Below are 23,407 nucleotides of genomic sequence, written 5' to 3'. Positions count from 1 at the left end.
ATTCTTTGATCAAACGTCGCTTAAATCGCATTTATTGAGTTAGTTAACACTAACTCGCAGTGCTGCGCTGATAGCAAACGGTGTGAGGGTGACAGCCCCCATCAACATTGCGCCTAAAATCGCCAGTTGTCCGTTATACGCCATACCTAGTGCTGCAGCATCAATCGCGGACGTAGCGAAAATCAGAATTGGGATGTAGAGCGGAAGAATGAGCAAACTCAAAAGAACGCCGCCTTTTTGCAACCCAACCGTCAGTGCCACACCAATGGCACCGATAAAACTCAACGTCGGCGTACCAATCACTAGAGTCAGTACGACAGACAGCCAAGTGTTGAAATCAAGAGAAAGCAGAATTGCCAACAATGGGCTGATTAAAATCAGAGGCAATCCCGTTAGCAACCAGTGAGCTATGACCTTAGAAATCACAACAAGTTGCAATGGAATTGGCATTAGCATCATTTGCTCTAGTGCGCCGTCTTGAAAATCATCACGGAATAGACGCTCTAATGATAATAAGGCGGACAGCAGAGCAGCAACCCAAACAATGCCAGCTGCAATACGTGCTAACAAATTAGGCTCAGGACCTATGCTAAGAGGGAAAAGTGTGATCACAATGATGAAGAACCACAATGGGTTCAAAATGTCCGCTTGACGACGAAATGCGATCAGAAGCTCGCGGCGAATAATGGTTGTCATGGCCGAAATCATATCAATCACCCAGTTTTATTTTTCTAAGTTTCGGGCTGTCTGCAAACATATCTTGGTGCGTGGTTAGCACGACGATGCCGCCATTGTCAGCATGGCTAACAAACAATGCCTCTAGCACTTTCACGCCTTGTTTGTCGATTGCAGTTAAAGGTTCGTCCAGAATCCATAGGATTTGGTTGCTTAGCCAAAGCCTTGCCAACGCCACACGACGCTGTTGGCCAGCAGAAAGCTGTGCTACAGGCACATCTTCTCGACCCGCAAGCCCTACTTGGGCTAAAGCAGCAAAGATTTCTTCATCGGAGGAGCGATTATTATGGATAGATTGGTAAAAGCGCAGGTTTTCAAACGCGGTAAGTTCGCGTTTAACGCCAGTTTGATGCCCTAAGAACAGAAGGTCTTGATGGAAAACGTCACGAGATTTTTCAACCTCTTCGCCTTTCCATTTAATGGTGCCTTCTTCTCTGTCCCCTAACCCTGTAACGATACGCAGCAATGTGGTTTTGCCTGTGCCGTTGCGTCCTTCAATCTGGACCAATTCACCAGGCTTGATTTCGAATTGCAGGTTTTCAAACAGGACCCTGTCATCACGGATCGCAGTTAGGTTAGAGACTTCTAACATAGGGCTTCAACTAAAAAATGAACGAGCCGCTATATTAGCACAGCTTAGTTGTGACAAAACAGGATAAGAAAGCGATGATGTATGTAAGTTCGTGAGTTTTTGTTAACTTATAGTCACATTTTGATAAAAATAACCATAAGTGATTATAAGTTTTTATTTTAAAAATAAAAAAAGAAGCCGAAGCTTCTTTTTTAATCTTTATCGACGTCTTCCACGGGGTGGATAAGTCGGGTCATCAGAGGGTTGACTACTTAGCGGTGGGATTTTCTCTTTCCCTGCCAGTTTTTTCTGCAGCGAAAGCATCAATTCTGCTTCTGCTTTTGGCAATTCACACTCTTCAATCAACTCATTGATGTCGGCACCAAGTTGAACCATTTTCGAAGCGCGGCTGTACAAACGTCCGTCTGTATCTGCGTGTTCAAGTTCACGAATGCGTTCATTAAGATGTTGAATCACATCTTGTTGTTCAGTCACTTTTTGACCTAGGCCTACCACCACTGAACGCACTTCCAACAGTTGCTTGTTTAGTTTTTGTGTTTCTTTGTCAGCATGGCGTGACTGTGCACGTTGCTGATCCATCTGCTTTTGCAAACCCGCACGCACGCGCAGTTGAAGCAAAAGCAGCACTAAGAATACAAACGCTAGGCCACCCAATATGAGCGGCAAAGATAGCAAGGTTTCTTCAGCCATGATTCATCAGCCAATTATAGGTGAGCCATCTCATCCCATTCGTCATCAGTTAGCAGCTTGTTCAAATCAACAAGGATAAGCAACTTACCGTCACGGTTGCTTACGCCTTGGATGAACTTCGCGCTTTCGTCAGTACCTACAGAAGGTGTTGTATCGATCTCAGAAGAACGTAGGTAAACCACTTCAGCAACGCTGTCTACTAGAATACCGATAACTTGACGCTCAGACTCAATCACGATGATACGCGTGTTGTCTGTTACTTCGCCTTCCATTAGGCCAAAACGTGAACGTGTATCGATAACCGTTACAACGTTGCCACGTAGGTTGATAATACCTAGCACGTAATCTGGCGCACCTGGAACTGGAGCGATTTCTGTGTAGCGAAGAACTTCACGAACTTGCATTACGTTAATGCCGTACGTTTCTTCTTCTAGTTGGAACGTCACCCACTGAAGAACTTCGTCGTTCGATGTATCTTTCTTCACTTCTACTTCAAAAGCTTGAGACATAGTTAATCCTCGTTAATGTCGTTCCCGACCAAAAATCTAATTCAGTGATTTTACATCTAAACCCGCGTTTAGCATGTCTATAAGTGCTTGGACATGAATTAAAGCACACATTTTTTCTTTCACCATGCCCGCTAGCCAAGGGCGTTTGCCTGCTTGTTCACGCCAACGGACTTTGTCGATATTGAGCGTTTCAGTCCCCATCAATTGGTTACTGGCCAACCCCCACATGCTTTCACCAAGCATGACGACGTATTGGTAGTTATCTTTGTAGTTATCGTCGCGAAGCTTATCCGCCATCACCCACTTTGCAGTGTCGACGACATCAAATTGTTGCTCACGACTGGTTTGTAAACCTAAGTACCATGCAGGGCGACCAATCAAGTGGTTCAGCTCTGTGATGCGGTGAATACCACCTAACTCATCAAGCGGCACCGCAAAAGTCACACCATTTACATCAAAGTAAAGCACTTGAAAGTCCGCGCTACGCTGCGTGCTCTCCCAAGTATTGGGTAACTTTGCACCCGCTTCGGTTTCCAGTTCGGTTTCTGTCTCAGTGTGCTGCTCAATCTCCACTTCGACATCAACTGTGAGTTCAACCATTTCAATTTCTGGTTGCTCCCAAACTGGCTCAGGTTGTTCAACCTCAACAGTCGGTGCTGGCTCTTCGTCGATCACCCACTCTTGAATTTCTTCAACGGTTTCCACCGCTGTTTCGATTTCAACTTCTGTCTCCATTGCTTTTGCTTCAGTCGCAATATCAATGGTGTTTTGTTCCAGAATGTCATCGATATCCAACTCTGCCACCACATTGGTGGACTCAAGTTGGCTAAGCAATCGCTGAACGTCTTCCAGATTAGGCGCTTCTAATTCTGGCGAGTACGAATCACTGTATTGATACGACTCCGGTTCTGCGTATTGCAGCTGTAATTTTTGCTCTGGCTCTGGCTCTGGCTCTGGCTCTGGCTCTGGCTCTGGCTCTGGCTCTGGCTCTGGCTCTGGCTCTGGCTCTGGCTCTGGCTCTGGCTCTGGCTCTGGCTCTGGCTCTGGCTCTGCAGATGATAGTTCTTGAGCGAGCAAGTCAAGCTCTTCTTCTTGCCCAATAACTTCGACCTCTTCGCCAAGCAAAGCACTGAAGTAATCATCAAGTGCTTGTTCACTGGAAAGTACGTCGTTATTGCTCATCGAACGCTAACCTCTCCAAGTAAATCAACAGTTGCTTGTAAGCGAACACGCCACGACTACCAGACGCAAAATGCGAAGCTGGCAGATGCTTTAAGCTCGCATCGCGGAATTTGGTGTCAATCGGTACTGCTGAAGTCCACACTTGATTTGGGTAGTCTTTCTTAAGCTGAGTCAGTGTCTGCAAAGAGGCTTTCGTGCGCTTATCGTACATAGTCGGTACGATAGTCACTTTGAAGCCGCCCGGACGAGACTTTTGCATGATGGTCAGAGTGCGAATCATGCGCTCCAAACCTTTCATCGCAAGAAATTCAGTTTGAACCGGAATCAAGATGCGGTCACTGGCTGCTAGTGCGTTAACCATCATCACACCAAGAATCGGCGGACAGTCAATCAACACATAATCGTAGTCTTGTGCAACCGCTTGTAACGCACGCTTCAAGATCAAACCCATTCCGCTTCGGTTGCCCATTACGCGGTCTAGCGTAGCAAGCGACATGTGCGCAGGAATGATGTCCATACCTTCAAGATCCGTTTCTAAGATCAACGGCTTTACCGTCTCACGTGAAAACGTCTTCAGCTGAAAAAGATCGAACAAGCTTGTTGTTACGGCATCCGGATCATAACCAAGATAAGTCGTCAGCGACGCGTGCGGATCGGTATCCACCATCAACACTCGGTGACCTTTTTGGCTCAATAAACCAGCTAATGTCACGGTTGATGTGGTTTTACCTACCCCACCTTTTTGGTTTGCTACACTCCAAACGATCATGATCTTTCCTACGCTAAGCCCACTTCCACCAGCATGCGTTCTGCAATGCGTTCAAGTGGTAAATCTTCAGTAGAGATGCCCGCTTTCGCAACCGCTTGTGGCATGCCATAAACGACGCAACTTTCTTCGTCTTGAGCCCAAATGGTGGAACCTGCTGATTTCAGCATACGTGCGCCTTCACGACCATCTGCGCCCATGCCTGTCAGTACCATCGACAACACTTTGTCGCCGTAGACTTTTGCAGCAGAGCCGAAGGTTACATCGACACACGGTTTGTAGTTCATACGATCGCCGCCATCGATAATACGAAGACGAGCAGCACCAGCACGGCCGTCAACCATCATCTGTTTGCCGCCTGGGGCAAGATAAGCCACACCCGCTTGTAACACATCACCATCTTGCGCTTCTTTCACTTGGATTTTGCATAGCGTGTTAAGACGACTTGCAAATGCCGCTGTGAATGTCGCTGGCATGTGCTGGATAAGCACGATTGGATGTGGATAGTTAACTGGCAAACGAGTCAGAATTTTTTGTAGCGCAACAGGGCCGCCAGTCGACGTACCAATCGCTGTTAGCTGATACTTCTTACCTGATGCGCGGAATTTCGCTGCCATCGGACGGCTTGGCGCAGATGCAGTCGGCGCAGCAGTGCGAGAAGTCAAAGGACGCGCTGTTGAACTGGTCGCAGCAGTCGCTGGTCGCGCAATTGGACGACGCATAAACGCGCGCTTAGACGCAATTTGAATCACTCGCTGTTGAAGCAGTGACACTGCTTCATCACGGTTGCGGGCAATGTCTTCGAACTTTTTCGGTAAGAAATCCAACGCACCCGCATCTAGTGCGTCAAGCGTTGCTTTCGCCCCATCGTGAGTCAGGGACGAAAACATCAGGATTGGCGTAGGAGACGCAGCCATGATTTCACGAACGGCAGTGATACCATCCATGACTGGCATTTCAATATCCATCGTGATGACGTCAGGCTTGAGAGTTTTGGCTTTCTCAACCGCTTCTCTGCCGTTAACCGCAACGTCAATCACTTCTAGGCGCGATTCTGAGTTGATGATTTCGCTAACGCGACGACGGAAAAAACTCGAATCATCAACGACTAGTACTTTAATCGCCATTTTATTCCTTTTATCGACTCCAGCTTCGCTTAGATGCGCGAAGCTGCAGCGTATTGCTTAAGTAGGTCTGGCACATCAAGAATCAATGCGATGTGGCCATCACTGGTGATCGTCGCACCTGCCATACCTGGCGTGCCTTGCAATAGGTTATCTAGCGGCTTGATCACCACTTCTTCTTGGCCGATCAATGTATCCACTACAAAACCAACGCGTTGGCTACCGATCTGTACGATAACAACATGACCGTGGCCTGTACGCTCTTGTACACGTGGAGACTTAGAAGCCAACCAATTTTGTAGGTAGAACAATGGGATAGATTTATCACGCACGATGATCGTCAACTGACCATCGACCACGTTAGTGCGGCTTAGATCTAGGTGGAAAATCTCGTTCACCGACGCCAGTGGCAGAGCAAACGGATGACCGCCTACACCAACCATCAGTGTTGGAAGAATCGCCAGTGTTAGTGGAACTTTGATGGTGATCTTAGTGCCCTTGCCTAGCTCAGAGTCGATATCGATAGAGCCGTTTAGGGTGTTGATTGCGGTTTTAACCACGTCCATACCTACACCACGACCAGAGATATCTGAAATCTTCTCTTTGCTTGAGAAGCCTGGTGCAAAGATCAGGTTGAAACACTCTTTATCTGACAGGCGTGCTGCCGCATCTTCGTCCATCATGCCGCGTTTCACCGCGATGCCACGAAGTTTGTTCGGGTCCATACCGCCGCCATCGTCAACGATAGCCAGTTCGATATGATCACCTTCTTGTGATGCAGACAGGATCACTTTACCAGTACGAGATTTACCTGCTTTCGCGCGGTCGTCTGGCATTTCGATACCATGGTCAACCGAATTGCGCACCAAGTGGATCAATGGATCCGCAAGCGCCTCTACAAGGTTTTTATCTAGGTCGGTTTCTTCACCGCGCATTTCAAGCACGATGTCTTTATTTAGGTTACGTGCCAAGTCGCGAACAACGCGTGGGAAACGGCCAAATACTTTCTTGATTGGCTGCATGCGCGTTTTCATCACTGCACCTTGAAGGTCTGCAGTCACGACGTCTAGGTTTGCTACCGCTTTCGACATTTCTTCGTCGTTGCTGTTCAAACCAAGGCTTAGTAGACGGTTACGTACCAATACAAGCTCACCCACCATGTTCATGATGGTGTCTAGTGTCGAAGTATCAACACGTACAGTTGCTTCTGCTTGTGGCTTCTTAACCGCTGGCGCTTTCGCTTCTTCTTTTACCGCAACCGGTTTTGCTTCTGGCTTAGGAGCTGGTGCAGGAGAAGGCGCAGCCGCTACTGGAGCTGGTTGAGGTGCAGGAGCTGGTTCTGCTTTTGGCGCTTCTGGTGCCACGTTTGCCGATGCAGGTTTGGTTGCAAAGTCTAACTCTTCAAGAGTCGGTCCTTTACCAGCACCGTGTAGTTCATCAAGTAACTTCTCAAACTCTTCATCCGTCATTAAGTCGCTGTCGTTTGAGAATGAAGATGCCGCTGGTGCAACCGGTTCTGGTGCTTTTGGTGGTTCTACTGGAGCAACATCTGATGCTGATGGGCTTTTGCCGACACCGTGTAGCTCGTCCAATAGACGTTCAAATTCATCATCAGTAATATCGCCGCTATCTGCCGCAGGCGCACTTGCCTGAACAGGCGCAGCTGGAGCTACTGGCGCTGACGCCCCCGGAGCAGTACCTTTACCGTGCAGCTCGTCCAATAGCTTTTCAAATTCGTCTTGAGTGATTTCGTCAACAGAGCCAACACTTGAAGATGCAGGCGCAGGCTCAACTGGCGCAGCAGGTTGTTCGATGACTGGCTCAGGAATCACAGGTTCTGGTGTTACGACTGGCGCTTCAACAGCAGCGACCACTTCGTCTTCAGACTCTGGTTTGCATAGGCGGTGAAGCTCTTCTAGCAACGCAGGATCCGCCGCATCTAGTGGCTCACGATCTTGAACCGCTTGGAATTGATGGTTAACCGTATCAAGCGCTTTCAGCATGGTGTCCATTAGGCTTGGCGTCACTGAACGTTGACCGTTTCGCAACACGTCGAACACGTTCTCAGCACCGTGACAGGTATCAACCAGTTCTGCCAATGATAGGAAACCAGCACCACCTTTCACCGTGTGGAAACCGCGGAAAATCGCGTTTAGGAGATCTTTGTCTTCTGGATTATTTTCCAGTTCAACTAACTGCTCAGACAGCAGCTCAAGGATTTCCCCAGCCTCAATTAGAAAGTCCTGAAGAATATCTTCGTCTAAATCGTAGCTCATACGTTACCTTTAAAATCCAAGACTGGACAACAAGTCGTCGACTTCGTCCTGCGACGAGACCGCATCTTCCCTTTGCTCAGGGTTAAGAATTGGGCCTTCTGCTTCGCTTGATTGTTTAATCTTTTTATCTGACGGTTCTGGCAAAACTTGAGTCTGTTCTTCTGGTTTATTGCCAGAAAAGACGGTCAAGATCTCAACCAGGCGATCTTCCACTTCATTGACAAGCGTGATCACGCGGCGAATGATTTGACCCGTTAAGTCTTGGAAGTCTTGTGCCATAAGAATTTCGGTCAGCTGACCGCGCAATTCAGTGCTATCACCTTCGACTTGAACTAACAGCTCGTCGATACGATGGCAAAGCGCTTTGAAATCGCTTAATTCAATGCGTCCGTGCATGAGTTCGTTCCATTGAGGGCGAACTTGTTGAAGGCACTCATGCAGGTTATCGGCGATAGGCAAGCAGCACTCAACCGCATCCATCGTTTTATTTGCTGCTAACTCAGTTTTATCAATCACATATTGCAGACGGTCTCTTGCATCAGGGATTTCCGCCCTGGCAATTTCTGTCATGCGTTGATCGATGTTGAAGTGCTTAAGTGAATCATGAAGGTCGCGGGTTAATGTTCCGATTTCTTTTAGCATCGGATTCCCATCGCTTTCATATATCGAGGCAACAAGCGCATTTGCTTGGTCCTGTTCCCCGTTTTCTAGCATCTGAACGAGCGACTTCGCCTGCTCTAGTGAGATCATCCTGAATAGACCCTTTTTTACGTTTAGTTCTTTCTTTTCGCTTTTTTAGCGTCAAACGAGCCACCCTTTAGTATTAGGTATTAGGAGTGATGACTCGATTAACAAAGAGAAAGAGAGAGTTATAAACGTTCGAAAATTTTATCTAATTTTTCTTTTAGTGTTGCAGCAGTAAACGGCTTAACGATGTAACCGTTAACGCCTGCTTGAGCTGCTTCGATGATCTGCTCACGCTTTGCTTCAGCTGTGATCATTAGAACAGGTAGGTGCTTAAGTTCTGCATCCGCACGGATGTGTTTAAGCAGGTCGATGCCTTGCATACCTGGCATGTTCCAGTCAGTTACAACAAAGTCGAAGTCACCTTTTTTCAGCATAGGTAATGCAGTTAAACCATCATCCGCTTCTTGAGTGTTATTGAAACCCAAGTCACGAAGCAGGTTTTTAACAATACGGCGCATTGTTGAGAAATCATCAACAATAAGGATCTTCATGTTTTTATTCAAAATTGCCTCCACTGAATCGTAAAATCAGTGTGTTTAGTCATTTTGTGTCCACGCACTGAGCTTGGTGCGTAAACGTTGCATCGATTGACTCAGTATTTGACTTACGCGAGATTCGCTTACGCCCAACACATCGCCAATCTCTTTCAAATTGAGTTCTTCGTCATAATAAAGCGAAAGTACTAGCGCTTCACGCTCTGGAAGCTGTTTTATTGATTCAACCAGTGCTTTTTTGAACGATTCATCAGCAACGCCCTTAAATGGGTTGCTGTCATCGGTTTCATCAGCCGGTGAAATCACATCATCAGAGACGCCTAAATCTTCAATTCCCACCAGTTTTGAACAGTTTATGTCGGTAAGCGCACTATGATATTGGTCTAGTGTCATGCCGAGATGTGCTGCTACTTCTGAGTCCGATGGGTCACGATTTAGTACACCTTCCAGCTCTGCGATCGCTTGGTTAATTTCGCGGTTGTTCTTATGAACAGAACGAGGTACCCAGTCGCCTTTGCGAATGTCATCCAACATTGCACCGCGAATTCGGATACCTGCATAAGTTTCAAAGCTCGCACCTTTAGAACCATCATAATTCTGCTGAGCTTCGATAAGGCCGATCATGCCGGCCTGAATTAAATCTTCTACCTGAACACTCGGCGGTAAACGGCCTAACAGGTGATGAGCAATACGCTTAACCAACACCGAGTAACGTTCAATGAACGCCTGCTGGCTATTAAATTTGCCATGTTGGTCATAGGTAATCGCTTTATTCACCAAAAGGGTCCTCTGCCAATTCAGTACGATTTAGCAACCTTTCAACGAAAAATTCTAGGTGTCCACTTGGTGTCTTAGGCAGTGGCCACGTCAGTGCTTTGTTCGCTAATGAGCTGATCGCTAAAGCCGCAGGAGAACGAGGGAATGCATCCACAACAATCTTCTGTCTTTTCACGGCTTGACGTACTTTGTCATCCAATGGAATACATGCTACGAGTTCGAGGCTGACATTCAAGAAGCGCTCTGTGACTAGAGTCAACTTTGCGAATAATTCTCTGCCTTCACGGTAGCTTCTGACCATATTTGCAACAACTTTGAAGCGCTGAACCTGATGTTCTTTACTCAACAGCTTGATTAATGCGTAGGCATCGGTGATTGAAGTTGGCTCATCGCAAACCACAACCACAACATCTTGAGCTGCACGTGAAAAGCTAATTACCATGTCAGAAATGCCCGCTGCTGTATCAATCAGCAGTACGTCCATTTCTTCTTCAAGACTACCAAATGCACGGATGAGTCCAGCATGTTGAGCGTGAGACAGCTCGGTCATGCTTTGTGTGCCAGAAGTTGCAGGGACTATCTTTATACCATAAGGGCCTTCAACAATCGCATCTTTTAGCTCACATTCACCCGCAAGGACATGCCCTAGGTTACGTTTTGAACGGATTCCGAGCATAACGTCCACATTCGCCAGACCTAAGTCCGCGTCGAGAACCATCACCTTTTTGCCTTGGCGCGCCATACAAATCGCCAGACCCAGTGTTACGTTTGATTTACCCACACCACCTTTACCGCCAGTAACAGCAATTACCTTAGTCAATGATGGTTGTGTTAAGCGACGGAGGCCGCTTGCTTGATCGTGTATCATATTCTCAGTCATAGTAGTCCGCCGCCCTAGAGTCCTTCGCTGTCACTGTTCCAAAAGTGAGGTTCGTTCTCTGTCGACTTCTCTAACAGTTCATTTGCTTTCGCAATCATGTATTTTGGTTGTGCTATCACAATGTCTTCTGGTACGCGCTGGCCATTGGCAATATAAGCCACTGGCATCGCGTTCTGAATCACCACGCTGATGAATTCGCCAAGACTTAATGATTCATCAAGCTTAGTCAAAATACAGCCCGACAGCGGAATGCGTCGGAAATGATCCAGTGTTTCTTGTAGAACACGACGTTGTGCGGTAGCTGGCAAAACAAGGTAGCTGTGAATCACTTCTCCGCTCTCTTGCATCAAGGTATCGAGCTGCTCAGAGAGTCTTACGTCTCGCTGCCCCATCCCTGCCGTATCGACCAAAATCAGTCTTCTGTTTCTTAGCTGATATATAACATCGGCTAACTCGTTAGAATCTTTAGCAACTCTTACAGGACAACCCATAATTCTTCCGTAAATTGAGAGCTGCTCATGTGCACCTATGCGATATGTATCTGTTGTCACAAGGGCGACATTGTCGGCACCAAACTCCATTGCCGCACGCGCTGCAAGCTTTGCAACCGTGGTGGTTTTACCAACACCTGTCGGCCCAAGCAGTGCAACCACACCACCACGCTTCAAGATGTCTTGTTTTGGAATGCTGATTTGATCCGCCACGAGAGAAAGCAATGCCTTCCACGCTCGCGCCGGCTTAGTGTCTTCTGGAATGTAGCAAGCCATTTGATCTGCCAACTCCGGAGAAACGCCCATTCGCTCAAGACGCTTAATCAGCATCGCGCGCAATGGTTCACGGCGTTCAACCTCTTGCCACATCAGACCGGAAACTTGGTGCTCCAACAAACGACGAATTGATGTCATCTCTTCGCGCATGTTCTCTAATTCACTACTAGACTCTTCTCGCTCATCCGACGGACGACGACGGTCATAGCGTGTTGGATCCAACTTAGGTGTTGGGCGCTCAAATCGGTTGTCTTGTGCAATCAACTTCGCCAGTGGCGAATCGGGTTGATATGGCGCTGGCTTTTCTTGGTTATAGCTTTCACGATGCTTGTTTTGGCGCTGCAGTAATGCCGACAAAGAATCTTCGTTCTCTGCCACATGGTCATCTGACTCAGCAGCACCATTGCTGTATTGCTTGAGCATGTTCGCGAAACGTTGCGTCATTGAGCCTGATTTTTCATTGTTCGCGTTTAGGCTAATTCTGTCTTCATCCAAACGGCGATCTTGATAACGCTCTGCTGCAGATGACGGCAATTGACGTTGTTCGCTATAACGATTTGGTTGAGCTGCGCCACGGTTAGGAAGAGAGTGCGCCTGTGAAGTCGGAGCTGCATTGGACTCGCCGTCGATTGCCGCTACGATCTCTACACCGCCTGCCACTTTCTTATTCGACATGATCACCGCTTCTGCACCAAGCTCTTCTTTCACTTGGAGCAGCGCTGTTCGCATGTCTTTGGCAAAAAATCGTTTAATTTTCAAACTATAAATCCATTAATGATGCGCAGGCTTAGTTGCCCACGGCTTGCACAATTCTGATCTGCTTTTCGTCCGGTATTTCTTGGTAAGACAGTACGCGGAGGTTCGGTATTGTGTTCTTAACGAACTTCGCTAATGTGGAACGCAATACGCCAGATGTCAGCAGAACCGCAGGCTCGCCTTTCAGTTCTTGCTCTTGTGTCGCTTGGCTCAGAGAGGACTGAAGTCGCTCAGCTAATCCCGGTTCAATACCAGCGGATTCGCCGCCTGAAGCCTGCATGGTTTGATGCAAGATTTGTTCCAGCTCAGGAATGAGTGTTATCACTGGTAGTTCAGGCTCTATACCATTGATTTCCTGAACAATTAGACGTTTCAAACTGATACGAACTGCGGCAGTCAAAATGTCAGGTTCTTGACTCTTACTCGAGTACTCCGCCAAGGTTTGCACGATGGTTCGAATATCGCGAATTGGGATCGCTTCATTGAGCAGGTTCTGCAGCACTTTCACCACTACACCAAGCTGAAGTTGGTCAGGAACAAAGTTCTCCACCAATTTAGGCGCACTGCGACCGAGCATTTCCAATAGGTTCTGTACTTCTTCATGACCAATCAGTTGTGACGCGTTGTTGGTCAGCAGTTGGCTCAAATGGGTAGCTAGTACCGTGGATGAGTCCACCACGGTATAGCCTAATGCTTGGGCGTGTTCACGCTGCTCTTCACGAATCCAAACCGCTTCTAGACCGAATGCCGGATCCATGGTTGGCTCGCCTTCAATCATGCCGTAAACCTGACCCGGGTTAATTGCCAACTCTTGGTCTGGACGAATCTCGGCCTCACCAACGGCAACACCCATTAAGGTGATACGGTAGCTGTTTGGCGTTAGTTCTAAGTTGTCACGGATATGAACCGCAGGGATAAGGAAACCAAAGTCTTGAGAAAGCTTTTTACGCACCCCTTTGACACGCTCAAGCAGCTCACCACCTTGGTCACGATCCACCAACGGAATCAAGCGATAGCCTACTTCTAGACCGATGATGTCGACGGGTTGCACGTCATCCCACGACAATTCGCGTTGAGAAATCGGTTCACTGCCATCTTCCGCTTTGGCGGGTAAGGCGGGTTCTTTGGCTTTTTGTTTTTGCTTCTTGTCGAGCCAGTAAGCTGCACCACCAGCAATAACCGCTAATGACAAGAATGAGAAATGAGGCATACCCGGCACGATACCCATAACACCAAGAATCGCGGCGGTGATCATGAGGGCTTTCGGGTTGTCGAACATCTGGAAAATCAGCTGCTCGCCCATGTCTTCATCAGTATTTTGACGCGTTACCATCATCGCAGCCGCGATAGAAAGTAGTAGCGATGGAATTTGTGCTACCAAGCCGTCACCGATAGTCAGCAAGGTGTAGATTTGCATGGCTTCAGAGAAGCCCAAACCATATTGCGCCATACCAATTGATAGACCGCCAATGATGTTGATGAACAGAATTAAAATACCTGCAATCGCATCACCTTTTACGAATTTAGACGCACCGTCCATTGAGCCGTAAAAGTCCGCTTCTTTGGTCACTTCAAAACGGCGTAAACGCGCTTGGTCTTGGTCAATCAAACCGGCGTTCAAGTCCGCATCGATCGCCATCTGTTTACCCGGTAAGGCATCCAAGGTGAAGCGAGCACTTACCTCAGAAATACGACCCGCACCTTTGGTTACAACCATGAAGTTAATGATCATCAAGATAAGGAAGACCACCAGACCGACGGCGTAGTTACCACCGATAACAACGTTACCGAAAGCTTCGATTACGTTACCAGCTGCATTGCCCCCTTCGTGGCCGTATAGAAGTACCACACGGGTTGAAGCAACGTTCAACGCCAAGCGTAATAACGTCGCGATAAGCAGAACGGTTGGGAAAGCCGCAAAGTCGAGTGGACGACGTGTGTAAACGGTCACTAACAACACCACCATGGCTAAGGCGATGTTAAAGGTGAAGAATAAATCCAGCAGGAATGCAGGTATAGGTAGCACCACCATTGCAAGGGTGGCCAATACCATAACAGGCGCACCAATGGCGGGCATGGAGCGCTGTGGAATTTTGGGTAATTTATCTGCAAATGGCAGGCTTAACTTCATACTGCGAGGTGTCTCAATCGGTCTGGAGCATCACGTAACAGAGGCATGTAAGTACACACATGTAACTAGTATTACGCGACAGCTTTCGCCTAAAAGTTTAGGTATTGTTGTTGATTAGCGCGATTTAAGCAATGTGTGTACCATGATTAACGCCAAAATAATGACTAGTTGCTCAAAGAAATCACAATCCTTTGATCTAATGTGAATTTTTGTCTAATCACACCATGCAATTATTTTCATTAGTGACGATGTTCAGGTGGGATTGGTAGGTCGTAATCCTGAATTTTCGGTCGTTGACCGCCACGTTTACGATACTGCTTAAGTTGGAAAACGAACGCCAGAACTTGCGCTACGGCGGTAAACAAGCCGTCTGGAATTTCCTGCTCCAACTCTGTGGTGTGGTAGAGCGCACGCGCCAATGGCGGAGCGGGTACGATAGTAATATCGTGTTCGCGCGCTACTTCTCGGATCTTCATTGCCATATGGTCAGTACCTTTGGCAATCACCACTGGCGCACGGTCGGTTTTCTGCTTATAACGCAACGCGACAGAGAAGTGCTCTGGGTTGGTAATGATAACGTCCGCCTGTGGCACATCGGCCATCATTCGACGCTGAGCTGCTTCACGTTGCAACATACGAATACGACCTTTCACTTCAGGCTTACCTTCGGTCTCTTTGTATTCGTCTTTGATCTCTTGTTTGGTCATTTTAAGCTGATCAGCGTGTTGCCAAATCTGAAACGGAATATCAATCGCCACAACGATGAGCAAAGAACAACTGATCAGCAGGATGAAGTTGAGCAAGATATCCAAAGCATGAAAGATGTTTTGCGGATACACATCCATGCTTAGCTGAATCAAATCCGCTTGTGACGCTTGAATCAGGTAGATCGCCATCCCTGTTACCAACGCAACTTTTAAAATCGATTTGATCAGCTCAACCCAACTTTGCATGCCCACCATACGCTTTAGACCACTGAGCGGGTTCATCTTGGAAAGCTTTGGCATTGCCGCTTCAGCAGAAAAACTTATGCCCCCCACCCCTGCGGCTCCAATCATGGCAGCAACAAACAAGGTAATGAGGATTAGGAATAGTGGGAACAGCAGATCCGTCATCGCACCAAACGCAATGTCGAATAACTTAGCGGTATCGAAGATTTCATCGCGTTTGAGATCAAACAAACGACTCATGATCGAAAACAGCGAGCGCGCCAAAGACTCGCCAAACCACATTAAGGCGATAGCACCTACAATCAGCACTGAAGCTGATGCGAGCTCTTTAGACCGAGCAACCTGCCCCTTTTCTCTGGCTTGTTGTAACCGTCGGGGCGTGGCTTCTTCGGTACGTTCCTGACCGTCTGACTCTGCCAATCCAGCCTCCTAGCAATCCAAGCGAATGAGGTTACAAATCTGTTCCTCACCCACTGCCCAGAACAATTCATAATGACTGTACAAGCCAGCCAGAATGTACCAACAAAGTAACAAGCCCACCATCAAGGCAAAGGCAAAACCAAGCGAGAAGATATTCAGCTGTGGTGCGGCACGTGTCATTACACCGAATGACAAGTTAATCGTGAGCAGCGCGATAATGCCCGACAACGACATACTCAATGCCGTCTTAAACATGATACCAAGCCAACTCGCCATTTCACGGAAATCGACCGCATTGAGCGAGCCAGACCCAATCGGCAAGGTTTTGAAACTAAACACCACCAATTGCAGCATTTTCAAATGCCCATCGGTAGCAAGGAAGAACATGGTCGCCAAGAACATAAATAGCTGACCAAGCAAAGGGGTGTTTTGGCCGTTAGCAGGGTCCACCATAGAGGCAAAACCCAAGCTCGATTGCATACCTAAGATCTGACCAAGTAGTACAAAGGTCTGGATCATAAACTGGGTCACCATGCCCATCGCAACACCAATAATGATTTGCTCGGCAATGGTCATAAAACCACGGAAAGAGAGCAGCTCAATATCTTGAGGTACAGCAGGAATCGCAGGGGCAACCGCAAAGGTAATGGCTAAACCGAGGTAGAGACGAATTCGAGGCGAGACAAAACGAGCCCCGGTTACCGTCATTACCATCAACATGGCAGAAATACGGGTATAGGGCCAAAAGTAGTTTGCGATCCAGTCGAGGACGATATGGGTCGGATACTCCATACGCGCCTCTAGTAAAGCACCTGGGGTAGGCGTTCAATCAAGCCGAAGAAGTATTCCATCAACATTTGGGTCATCCAGTGGCCAAACAACATTAACGCCAACAAGGTCACAATCAAACGCGGTAAAAAACTCAACGTTTGTTCGTTGATAGAGGTTGCCGCTTGGAAAATAGCGACGACAAGACCAATAAGCAAACTTGGGATAATGATGGCACAGACCATGATCAGCACCATCCACAGTGCATCACGGAAAAGCTCGACAAACATTTCTGGAGTCATGTCTTACCCTCTTCTCTCTGTGCCAATCTAAAGGGCAAAACTGCCGGCGAGTGTCGACAATATCAAGTTCCAACCATCCACCAGCACAAACAGCATCAGCTTAAATGGTAGCGATACGATCATTGGCGAGAGCATCATCATACCCATTGCCATCAATACCGAGGCGACAACCAAGTCGATGATCAAAAACGGCAAGAACAACATGAAACCGATTTGGAACGCTGTCTTAAGCTCTGAGGTAATGAAAGCAGGAATCAACACTGCCATCGAAACGTCTTCTGGGTTTGTCACCTCTTCGCCAGACATATTGACGAACGTTTCCAAATCTTTAATTCGAGTCTGTTTAAGCATGAACGCTTTCATCGGTGCTTGTGCCGCATCAAAGGCTTCACGTGCTGTCACTTGCTCGTTCAAATAAGGTTGTACCGCTTGATCGTTAATTTCATTCAAAACAGGTGACATGATAAAGAACGTCAAAAATAGCGCGATACCAATAATGACTTGGTTAGATGGTGTTTGTTGTAGACCCATAGCCTGTCGCAAGATAGACATCACCACCACGATACGGGTAAACGACGTCATCAAAATCACCATGGCTGGCAAGAAGCCAAGCATGGTCATCAGCGCAAGAATTTGTAGCGTAACCGAGTAGTCTTCGCTGCCATCGGCATTGGTCGTCATGGTAAAGGCAGGAATCCCTCCACCATTGCCCACTGACATACTTCGGCTTGAGCCCGACTCGTTTTCCATCGCCTGAACCGTCACACTATCACCTTGTGCAAGGTTAGAAGGCAATGGCGATTCCTCTGCCTGCGCAAACGAAAGTGAAGAAAACAGCACGCCAACGAGCAGCATAAAAGTGCTCAGCATTAGGCGGATTGAATTATCCTTTGTCATGTTTTTTTATCAGTTGGCTAAATTGACTCGCGAAGGCGCTGGTCGCCAACTCTTCCTCTTTCAATGGCTTTTCAAGCTTGGCTAGGGTTTGGATAGATTGGCTGGTAATGCCCACCAAAAACTGTTCTTCACCGACTTGCACAACCGCAATGCGCTCTTTGGTACCGACTGGTAACTGGCTAACAATTCGTAGCCCTTTTTGTTGACCCATTGCTGGTACTTGCATGCGCTTTAGCAACCAAGCCAGGAATAAAATCACACCAATAACCAGCACTAAAGAACCTAACGTGGTCGCAAGATCCAAACTCGTTGGCGCGGCAGCAAATGCATAAGGAGCACTCAGCATTAAGCCGAGTGCTCCTGTAATTTGCTTCAATCGCGTTTTGATTGAACTGCTCATATTAACGCAGCTTTTTGATGCGTTCAGTTTGGCTGATCACGTCAGTTAGACGAATACCAAACTTATCGTTGACGACAACGACTTCGCCGTGCGCAATCAAAGTACCGTTAACCAGTACATCGAGCGATTCACCCGCTAGGCGATCAAGCTCTACAACCGAACCTTGGTTCAATTGCAGTAGGTTACGGATACTGATTTGTGAGCGCCCCACTTCCATCGAAATGGTCACTGGAATATCCATGATAGTGTCGAGCTTACGACGCTCATCTTCCGTAATTGGAGCCGAGGTGTCTTTTAACTCTTCCAGTGGCGCTGCCAATATTTCATCAACATCAATTGAAGGTGCAGACGGGTCTTCGCCAAGAGCGGCTGCCCATTCGTCTGCTAGCTTTTGATCGTCACTTGGTTCCATTTTTCTGTCCTGTGTTAAACCTTACTGCGCCATACTTCTGGCTTCATTCTTTGTTGTCGATAACAGAGAACAAAGCGAGGCGATTGTAATGAGTAAGGGTTTTAATCGTCTGTATCGTCGTCGTTTTCAAGTTCAGACATGATGTCTTTACCCAAGAACGCTAAATCTGTTTTTACTACGTGTGGGCGTTCGATCTCTTCAGAGATCTGCACCGCCATCTTGTCTTCGGAGCGACCCATTTTCACACGGTAAGTTGGTAAGTCTTCGATGAACATGGTGGCGTGTTCTGGCATTTCAATCGGGATCACGTCGCCCGGTTGCAGCTCCATCAAATCACGCAAAGAGATGTCTTTCTCTAGCAGATTCACACGGAAGTTGACTGGGCAATCCATGATCTCTTCACGCAGTGCCGAGCTCCAACGTACGTCAGTTTCCATCTTGTCGGATTGAACACCCGCATCAAGCAGTTCGCGGATTGGTTCCACCATCGAATAAGGCATAACCACGTGGAAATCACCACCGCCGCCATCGACTTCGATATGGAATGAGCTCACGACGATCACTTCGGTCGGGCTGACGATGTTCGCCATGCTTGGGTTTACTTCAGAATCGAGGTATTCAAATTCCACACCCATTACTGGCGACCACGCTTCTTTGTAGTCTTCGAAAACAATTTTCAGCAGAAGCTGGATGATGCGACGCTCAGTTGGGGTAAATTCACGACCTTCAATTTTGGCGTGGAAACGGCCATCACCACCAAAGAAGTTCTCTACCAGAATAAACACCAAGCGTGCTTCCATGGTGATCAGCGCCGTACCTTTAAGTGGACGGAAGCGCACCATGTTCAAACTTGTCGGAACGTACAGGGTATTTTGGTATTCACCAAACTTCATCATCTGCACGCCGTTGATCGACACTTCAGCGGTTTTACGCAACATGTTAAACAGGCTGATTCGCATGTGTCGGGCAAAACGCTCATTGATAAGTTCGAGCGTCGGCATTCGACCACGGACAATCCTGTCTTGAGACGAGAAATCGAAACTGACGGCACCCTCGGTGTCGTTATCTATGGGTTCATCGACGTCATCAACATCGTCAACCCCATGCAGAAGCGCATCAATCTCGTCTTGGCTTAATAGATCGGTCACGTTATACCTATTGAATTACAAAATCTGTAAACAGTACTTTCTCAATCACTGGCTTACCAACAGCGGCATTCAGTGCGGCTTTGATATCATCAGAAGCGCGATCACGTAGCTCAGTTCGTCCTGTTGGAGAACGAAGTTGCTCCACGGTCGCTGAAGCAAATGTTGATAGCAGTGAACTCTCTATCAGTGGAGAATGGTAACGAGCTAATTGCTCATTCTCGCTGCCACGCACCATCAGTTGCGCTTTGATTTGTACCAGTCTATCGCGACGATCTCCCGTCACGTTAAAAATAAACGGTTGTGCAATGTTCACGTACGCAATTGGCGCTGCTGCCGTTTGCGCTTGTGCCTGCTCGGTTTGTGCCGCTTGCGCAGGTTCATCAGAACCCATTAAAAAGAAAGCTGCCGCACCACCACCGATAAGCAAAACCACCACTGCGATAATGATGATCAGTAACTTACTCTTTCCTTTTGGTGCATCCGCACCCTGTAGCTGTTCTTCTGCCATTACTGTCTCTTATTGTTCTGCTTTTTTAGGCCGCTATTTTATGCGTAAAAACTAATTCCATCACGCTTTGAAACCACATTCAAATCAAGATTCGTGTCGGCATCAAAGTTTTCATCTGACTGACCAGAAAATCCACGACCTTGAGAGCCTTGACCGTTTTGTTCCGCATTCGCGTAGCCACTTTGTTGCTGACCACTGCTCTGTTGCTGAACCGAAGAATCCGCTAATTGCATACCTTGCTGAGCCAACATCTCTCTCAGGCGAGGTAAAGTTTGTTCAATCAAGTCACGAGCTTGCGGGTTTGCCACCGTAAAATGCACATTGGCAAGATCGTTGTTCATTGTCATGCGGATCTGCATACGACCAAGCTCTGGCGGGTCAAGACGGATATCGAGGTTCTTTAAGTTCTTCGACATCATCATTTGTACTTTCTCTGCCACTTGGTCGTTGGCCAGTTCTTTGGTTAGTTGCAATGGTAACTGTGCTTGCTGCGCAGCATCGACTCGCGCTTGTTGCTGAGCTGTCACGCCTTGTTGACCTGCTGTCGCTTGAATTTGTCCCGCTAAACCATGTTGTGGTTCCGGTTTATCTTGCTTACTTGAAGCGCCCTTCAATGCGCCTGCAGCAAGACCAGCATTCATCACTTTCTTGCTTAGCTCTGCACTAGAAGCAGCCTGCGCCGCTGGGTTCAAATTTGCTGCCACTAGCGCTTCTGGCATTGCAGATAACGCTGCTTTGTCAGCATTTGGGGATACGGCTGTATGCGCACTCGCTTGAGCTGCAGCGTGCTTCATGTCCTGCGTGGCTAGCTGATGAGCTTGTTGAGCCGTCACTGAAGACGCCGCAACACGAGTTTGGCTAGAAGCGGCTTGATGCTCTGCTATCGCCACTTTTACATCGCTTGGTAAAGCCGCGAATTGCGCTAATTCTTGCACAGGAATATCCGCAACCAGCTCACCCGTTTTTAGCCCTTCAATCACATCAAGTTCTTGTTGTGAAAGAGGCTTACCCTGCGCTAACTTAGTATCAATGACGTGCAGCTCATCAAGAGAAATACGTTTTACTTCAGAGATTTCAGCCTCGACTGGCAATGCCGTTTGCAATACTTCTCCACCAACCATCGACTGAGCACCTTGAGCCACAACTTGACCGTTAACCGCGGCTTGAGTTGTCGCATTCACCGTTGCTTCTGCGTGAACAGCCTGAGTACTTGGCGAGTTCCAATCAATTTGCGCGGCAACTGGAGCCGCTTGATTTGTGTTTGCTGCTTGTACATTCGAGGCTGATTCCGTCGTCAATACAACGGGTTTGCCATTGGCATCCAACGTCACTTTGTCACTGCCAGCAGGCTGCGCCGCGCCGCTTTGTGGGTCGGATTGCTTAGCAAAAAGCATTGCTTGTTGTTCTGGAGTAAGCGGGGTGCCTTTTTCCTGTTGAGCAACGCTTTGTGTTGATACTGCCTCTGGTGGCAATGCTTTGCCGCTATCAACTAATTGCTCATTAGGCTTAAGCGTTTGGTTTGCTTGCTCAATACGACCCAACAATTGTTGGCCTTCACCCATCGCACTTTTCACTTGAGCATTGGGCGCCTGTTCAGAAGCGTCGACATCATTAGGTTGCGTTTGTTTTGTTATCGTACCTTGTTCAACTTGGCTTGACGCACCATTTGCTGCTGACTGGATTGCATCGCCTTCTGATGAATTTGTTTCTTTAACGCTGCTAGAAGCCGATTCGCTATCTGAAAGCTCACCCACTTTGCTGCTCGCAACTTGTTTACCGTCGCCTTGAGCAAGTAGCTCATCGGTTGATTCTGCAGATGCCACTTTCTCGCCATCCACAGTATCAACGACTTTTTCTTGGCTCTCACCTTCTGGGCCTGCCGATGCTACTTTTGTCGCCTCATCTGTGTTTTGTACCGATACGTCTGGCGCATCAGATTTTGCCACCGCTTTTTCGGCTTTTTGTGAATCAGTAAATACCCCGGCTAAGGTTTCAAAAAAACCTTTGCTTTCAGGGTTTTCTGCAGCAACTTTACTTGAAGAATCGGAAACCGACGTCTTATTGGTTGCAGAAACATTGGATAAATTCACATTCATATAGAAACTCTCGTCATCGGCAGCGTTGAGTAACTCGCTGTCGGATTGCACATAGGCGGCAAACTTAGGTCAAAAGACCCGATACTGACGGCTAAATTGCAAAAATCACGCCAACGCATAGTGTGGAATTTCTGACGGTTAAGTGAGGCAACATCAGTGGAACAAAGATCAACTTTGCGATATCCCTAAACGACATCAAAGATGCGTAAACCATCATCATAATTTGACTATTCATTGGTGGGAGCGTAAACAGAAGCCTTGCTCAATCAACAAGGAATCGCTTTGAAAGTCACAGAACTCCGCCAATATAAAATTAAGACTGGCAAAACAGAGCTATGGTTAACATGGATGAAAGACGAGTTGCTGCCCTACCAGCGTTCCAAAGGCATGCGTGTCTTAAACACCTATGTTCACACGGGTGAAGATGGGCATGATTACTTTGTCTGGTTGCGTGAGTTCGACAGTGAACAAGCGCGACAAACGATATACGCAGAGACCTACAATGAATGGTGGATTCGCGAGATTCGACCAAAAGTGTTTGAGTTGATAGAGCAAGACTCCGTCAAAGTGACCTTGCTTGAATCAGTAGATATATAACCAGCAGCACTTGCGCGATATAACGATGAGAAACGCTTAAAAACGTTGCGGTTTCCGGCTATACAGCAAGGTAGAAAACTCATCCATCTGCTTTTGCTCACGTTTAGCTTCCGCAATTTGCTTTTCTTTCTCGCGCTTTTCAATCATCCACTCGTAAGACATCCGTTCTTTACGCATGTTTAACCAGTAATCTTGGCAGTTCACCACCTGCTCTTTAAAGTGGTTTTCTGCCTGCTTTTGCTTGGAAAGCGTTTCATCAAGCTGGGTTAAGAAGCGGTTTAAGTGGCCGTATTGGCTTGCGGTGAGTCCCGCCATACCACGGTCTACCAACTGCTGGCAGTAATCTAAGCGGTACTTTTCAATTTGCTCTACTTGGCGGTAGTAATCTTCAAGCTCCGAGCGTGCTTTATTGAGCGCGAGTACTGCTTGATCTTCGCGCTCTTTTGCCTGATCAAGTAGGAACTCCATGGCGTTATTCATACG

Annotated in this window: 25 protein-coding genes; 1 reads left to right on the top strand and 24 read right to left on the bottom strand. The window is 47.5% G+C overall.

Annotation, left to right across the window (positions count from 1 at the left end; all coding sequences use genetic code 11):
• Positions 1 to 39: 39 nt before the first annotated feature.
• The 23 genes from ccmB to ACLIIY_RS03045 all read right to left on the bottom strand — a co-directional run bounded on the left by ccmB (position 40) and on the right by ACLIIY_RS03045 (position 22,327).
• Complete coding sequence (gene ccmB, locus ACLIIY_RS03155) at positions 40 to 708, bottom strand: heme exporter protein CcmB (protein ID WP_005438746.1); 669 nt, start codon at positions 706 to 708, stop codon at positions 40 to 42.
• 1 nt (position 709) lies between these two features.
• Positions 710 to 1,327: a cytochrome c biogenesis heme-transporting ATPase CcmA gene (ccmA, locus tag ACLIIY_RS03150; protein ID WP_020197085.1), complete on the bottom strand. Its 618-nt coding sequence runs from the start codon at positions 1,325 to 1,327 to the stop codon at positions 710 to 712.
• A gap of 198 nt (positions 1,328 to 1,525) precedes the next feature.
• Positions 1,526 to 2,017 (bottom strand): DUF2802 domain-containing protein, encoded by a 492-nt coding sequence (locus ACLIIY_RS03145; RefSeq protein WP_005438735.1) that lies wholly within the window; start codon positions 2,015 to 2,017, stop codon positions 1,526 to 1,528.
• 14 nt (positions 2,018 to 2,031) lie between these two features.
• Entirely contained in the window at positions 2,032 to 2,526 is a 495-nt protein-coding gene (locus tag ACLIIY_RS03140) for a chemotaxis protein CheW (RefSeq protein WP_005438733.1), read from the bottom strand.
• Positions 2,527 to 2,562: 36 nt separating this feature from the next.
• Positions 2,563 to 3,708: a chemotaxis protein CheW gene (locus tag ACLIIY_RS03135; RefSeq protein WP_434528101.1), complete on the bottom strand. Its 1,146-nt coding sequence runs from the start codon at positions 3,706 to 3,708 to the stop codon at positions 2,563 to 2,565.
• The gene (locus ACLIIY_RS03130; protein ID WP_005438728.1) at positions 3,698 to 4,477 is read right to left on the bottom strand and encodes a ParA family protein; all 780 of its coding nucleotides are present in this window, start codon (positions 4,475 to 4,477) and stop codon (positions 3,698 to 3,700) included. The genes ACLIIY_RS03135 and ACLIIY_RS03130 overlap by 11 nt, the downstream gene beginning before the upstream one ends.
• Positions 4,478 to 4,485: 8 nt before the next feature.
• Positions 4,486 to 5,601 (bottom strand): protein-glutamate methylesterase/protein-glutamine glutaminase, encoded by a 1,116-nt coding sequence (locus ACLIIY_RS03125; protein WP_078608322.1) that lies wholly within the window; start codon positions 5,599 to 5,601, stop codon positions 4,486 to 4,488.
• 29 nt (positions 5,602 to 5,630) lie between these two features.
• Positions 5,631 to 7,874: a chemotaxis protein CheA gene (locus tag ACLIIY_RS03120; protein ID WP_434528100.1), complete on the bottom strand. Its 2,244-nt coding sequence runs from the start codon at positions 7,872 to 7,874 to the stop codon at positions 5,631 to 5,633.
• Positions 7,875 to 7,883: 9 nt separating this feature from the next.
• Positions 7,884 to 8,624, bottom strand: coding sequence for a protein phosphatase CheZ (locus ACLIIY_RS03115; protein ID WP_005438710.1), 741 nt, complete (start codon positions 8,622 to 8,624; stop codon positions 7,884 to 7,886).
• Positions 8,625 to 8,743: 119 nt separating this feature from the next.
• A complete protein-coding gene (gene cheY / locus ACLIIY_RS03110) occupies positions 8,744 to 9,112 on the bottom strand; it encodes a chemotaxis response regulator CheY (protein ID WP_017635949.1) in 369 nt (122 codons plus the stop codon).
• A gap of 45 nt (positions 9,113 to 9,157) precedes the next feature.
• Positions 9,158 to 9,892: an RNA polymerase sigma factor FliA gene (locus ACLIIY_RS03105; RefSeq protein WP_005438709.1), complete on the bottom strand. Its 735-nt coding sequence runs from the start codon at positions 9,890 to 9,892 to the stop codon at positions 9,158 to 9,160.
• The gene (locus ACLIIY_RS03100; protein WP_005438708.1) at positions 9,885 to 10,772 is read right to left on the bottom strand and encodes a MinD/ParA family protein; all 888 of its coding nucleotides are present in this window, start codon (positions 10,770 to 10,772) and stop codon (positions 9,885 to 9,887) included. The genes ACLIIY_RS03105 and ACLIIY_RS03100 overlap by 8 nt, the downstream gene beginning before the upstream one ends.
• A gap of 14 nt (positions 10,773 to 10,786) precedes the next feature.
• The gene (gene flhF / locus ACLIIY_RS03095; protein ID WP_009707369.1) at positions 10,787 to 12,298 is read right to left on the bottom strand and encodes a flagellar biosynthesis protein FlhF; all 1,512 of its coding nucleotides are present in this window, start codon (positions 12,296 to 12,298) and stop codon (positions 10,787 to 10,789) included.
• 28 nt (positions 12,299 to 12,326) lie between these two features.
• Positions 12,327 to 14,426 (bottom strand): flagellar biosynthesis protein FlhA, encoded by a 2,100-nt coding sequence (flhA, locus tag ACLIIY_RS03090; protein ID WP_005438706.1) that lies wholly within the window; start codon positions 14,424 to 14,426, stop codon positions 12,327 to 12,329.
• Between the two features lie 239 nt (positions 14,427 to 14,665).
• Entirely contained in the window at positions 14,666 to 15,796 is a 1,131-nt protein-coding gene (gene flhB / locus ACLIIY_RS03085) for a flagellar biosynthesis protein FlhB (protein ID WP_038896138.1), read from the bottom strand.
• A gap of 9 nt (positions 15,797 to 15,805) precedes the next feature.
• Complete coding sequence (gene fliR / locus ACLIIY_RS03080; protein ID WP_005438703.1) at positions 15,806 to 16,588, bottom strand: flagellar biosynthetic protein FliR; 783 nt, start codon at positions 16,586 to 16,588, stop codon at positions 15,806 to 15,808.
• A gap of 8 nt (positions 16,589 to 16,596) precedes the next feature.
• Complete coding sequence (gene fliQ / locus ACLIIY_RS03075; RefSeq protein WP_005433008.1) at positions 16,597 to 16,866, bottom strand: flagellar biosynthesis protein FliQ; 270 nt, start codon at positions 16,864 to 16,866, stop codon at positions 16,597 to 16,599.
• Between the two features lie 27 nt (positions 16,867 to 16,893).
• Positions 16,894 to 17,763, bottom strand: coding sequence for a flagellar type III secretion system pore protein FliP (gene fliP / locus ACLIIY_RS03070; protein WP_032802991.1), 870 nt, complete (start codon positions 17,761 to 17,763; stop codon positions 16,894 to 16,896).
• Positions 17,750 to 18,163, bottom strand: a complete 414-nt coding sequence (gene fliO / locus ACLIIY_RS03065; RefSeq protein ID WP_005438699.1) for a flagellar biosynthetic protein FliO — start codon at positions 18,161 to 18,163, stop codon at positions 17,750 to 17,752. The genes fliP and fliO overlap by 14 nt, the downstream gene beginning before the upstream one ends.
• A gap of 1 nt (position 18,164) precedes the next feature.
• On the bottom strand, positions 18,165 to 18,575 hold the full coding sequence (gene fliN / locus ACLIIY_RS03060; RefSeq protein WP_005438697.1) for a flagellar motor switch protein FliN: 411 nt from the start codon (positions 18,573 to 18,575) through the stop codon (positions 18,165 to 18,167).
• A gap of 101 nt (positions 18,576 to 18,676) precedes the next feature.
• Positions 18,677 to 19,723, bottom strand: a complete 1,047-nt coding sequence (gene fliM, locus ACLIIY_RS03055; RefSeq protein WP_005438695.1) for a flagellar motor switch protein FliM — start codon at positions 19,721 to 19,723, stop codon at positions 18,677 to 18,679.
• 7 nt (positions 19,724 to 19,730) lie between these two features.
• Positions 19,731 to 20,231, bottom strand: coding sequence for a flagellar basal body-associated protein FliL (gene fliL, locus ACLIIY_RS03050; protein WP_005438693.1), 501 nt, complete (start codon positions 20,229 to 20,231; stop codon positions 19,731 to 19,733).
• Between the two features lie 38 nt (positions 20,232 to 20,269).
• Positions 20,270 to 22,327, bottom strand: coding sequence for a flagellar hook-length control protein FliK (locus tag ACLIIY_RS03045; protein WP_434528099.1), 2,058 nt, complete (start codon positions 22,325 to 22,327; stop codon positions 20,270 to 20,272).
• Between the two features lie 282 nt (positions 22,328 to 22,609).
• Here ACLIIY_RS03045 and ACLIIY_RS03040 point away from each other — a divergent pair, with 282 nt between their 5' ends.
• Positions 22,610 to 22,924, top strand: a complete 315-nt coding sequence (locus ACLIIY_RS03040; protein WP_434528098.1) for an NIPSNAP family protein — start codon at positions 22,610 to 22,612, stop codon at positions 22,922 to 22,924.
• Between the two features lie 36 nt (positions 22,925 to 22,960).
• On the opposite strand, the gene fliJ is transcribed toward ACLIIY_RS03040, so the two are convergent.
• A complete protein-coding gene (gene fliJ / locus ACLIIY_RS03035) occupies positions 22,961 to 23,404 on the bottom strand; it encodes a flagellar export protein FliJ (RefSeq protein WP_005438686.1) in 444 nt (147 codons plus the stop codon).
• Between the last annotated feature and the right edge of the window lie 3 nt (positions 23,405 to 23,407).

This window comes from Vibrio sp. K4, from assembly GCF_051122595.1.
GTDB classification, from domain to species: domain Bacteria; phylum Pseudomonadota; class Gammaproteobacteria; order Enterobacterales; family Vibrionaceae; genus Vibrio; species Vibrio owensii.
Note: the sequence above shows the minus strand (reverse complement) of the source record. Positions and strands in the feature narration are given on the sequence as shown.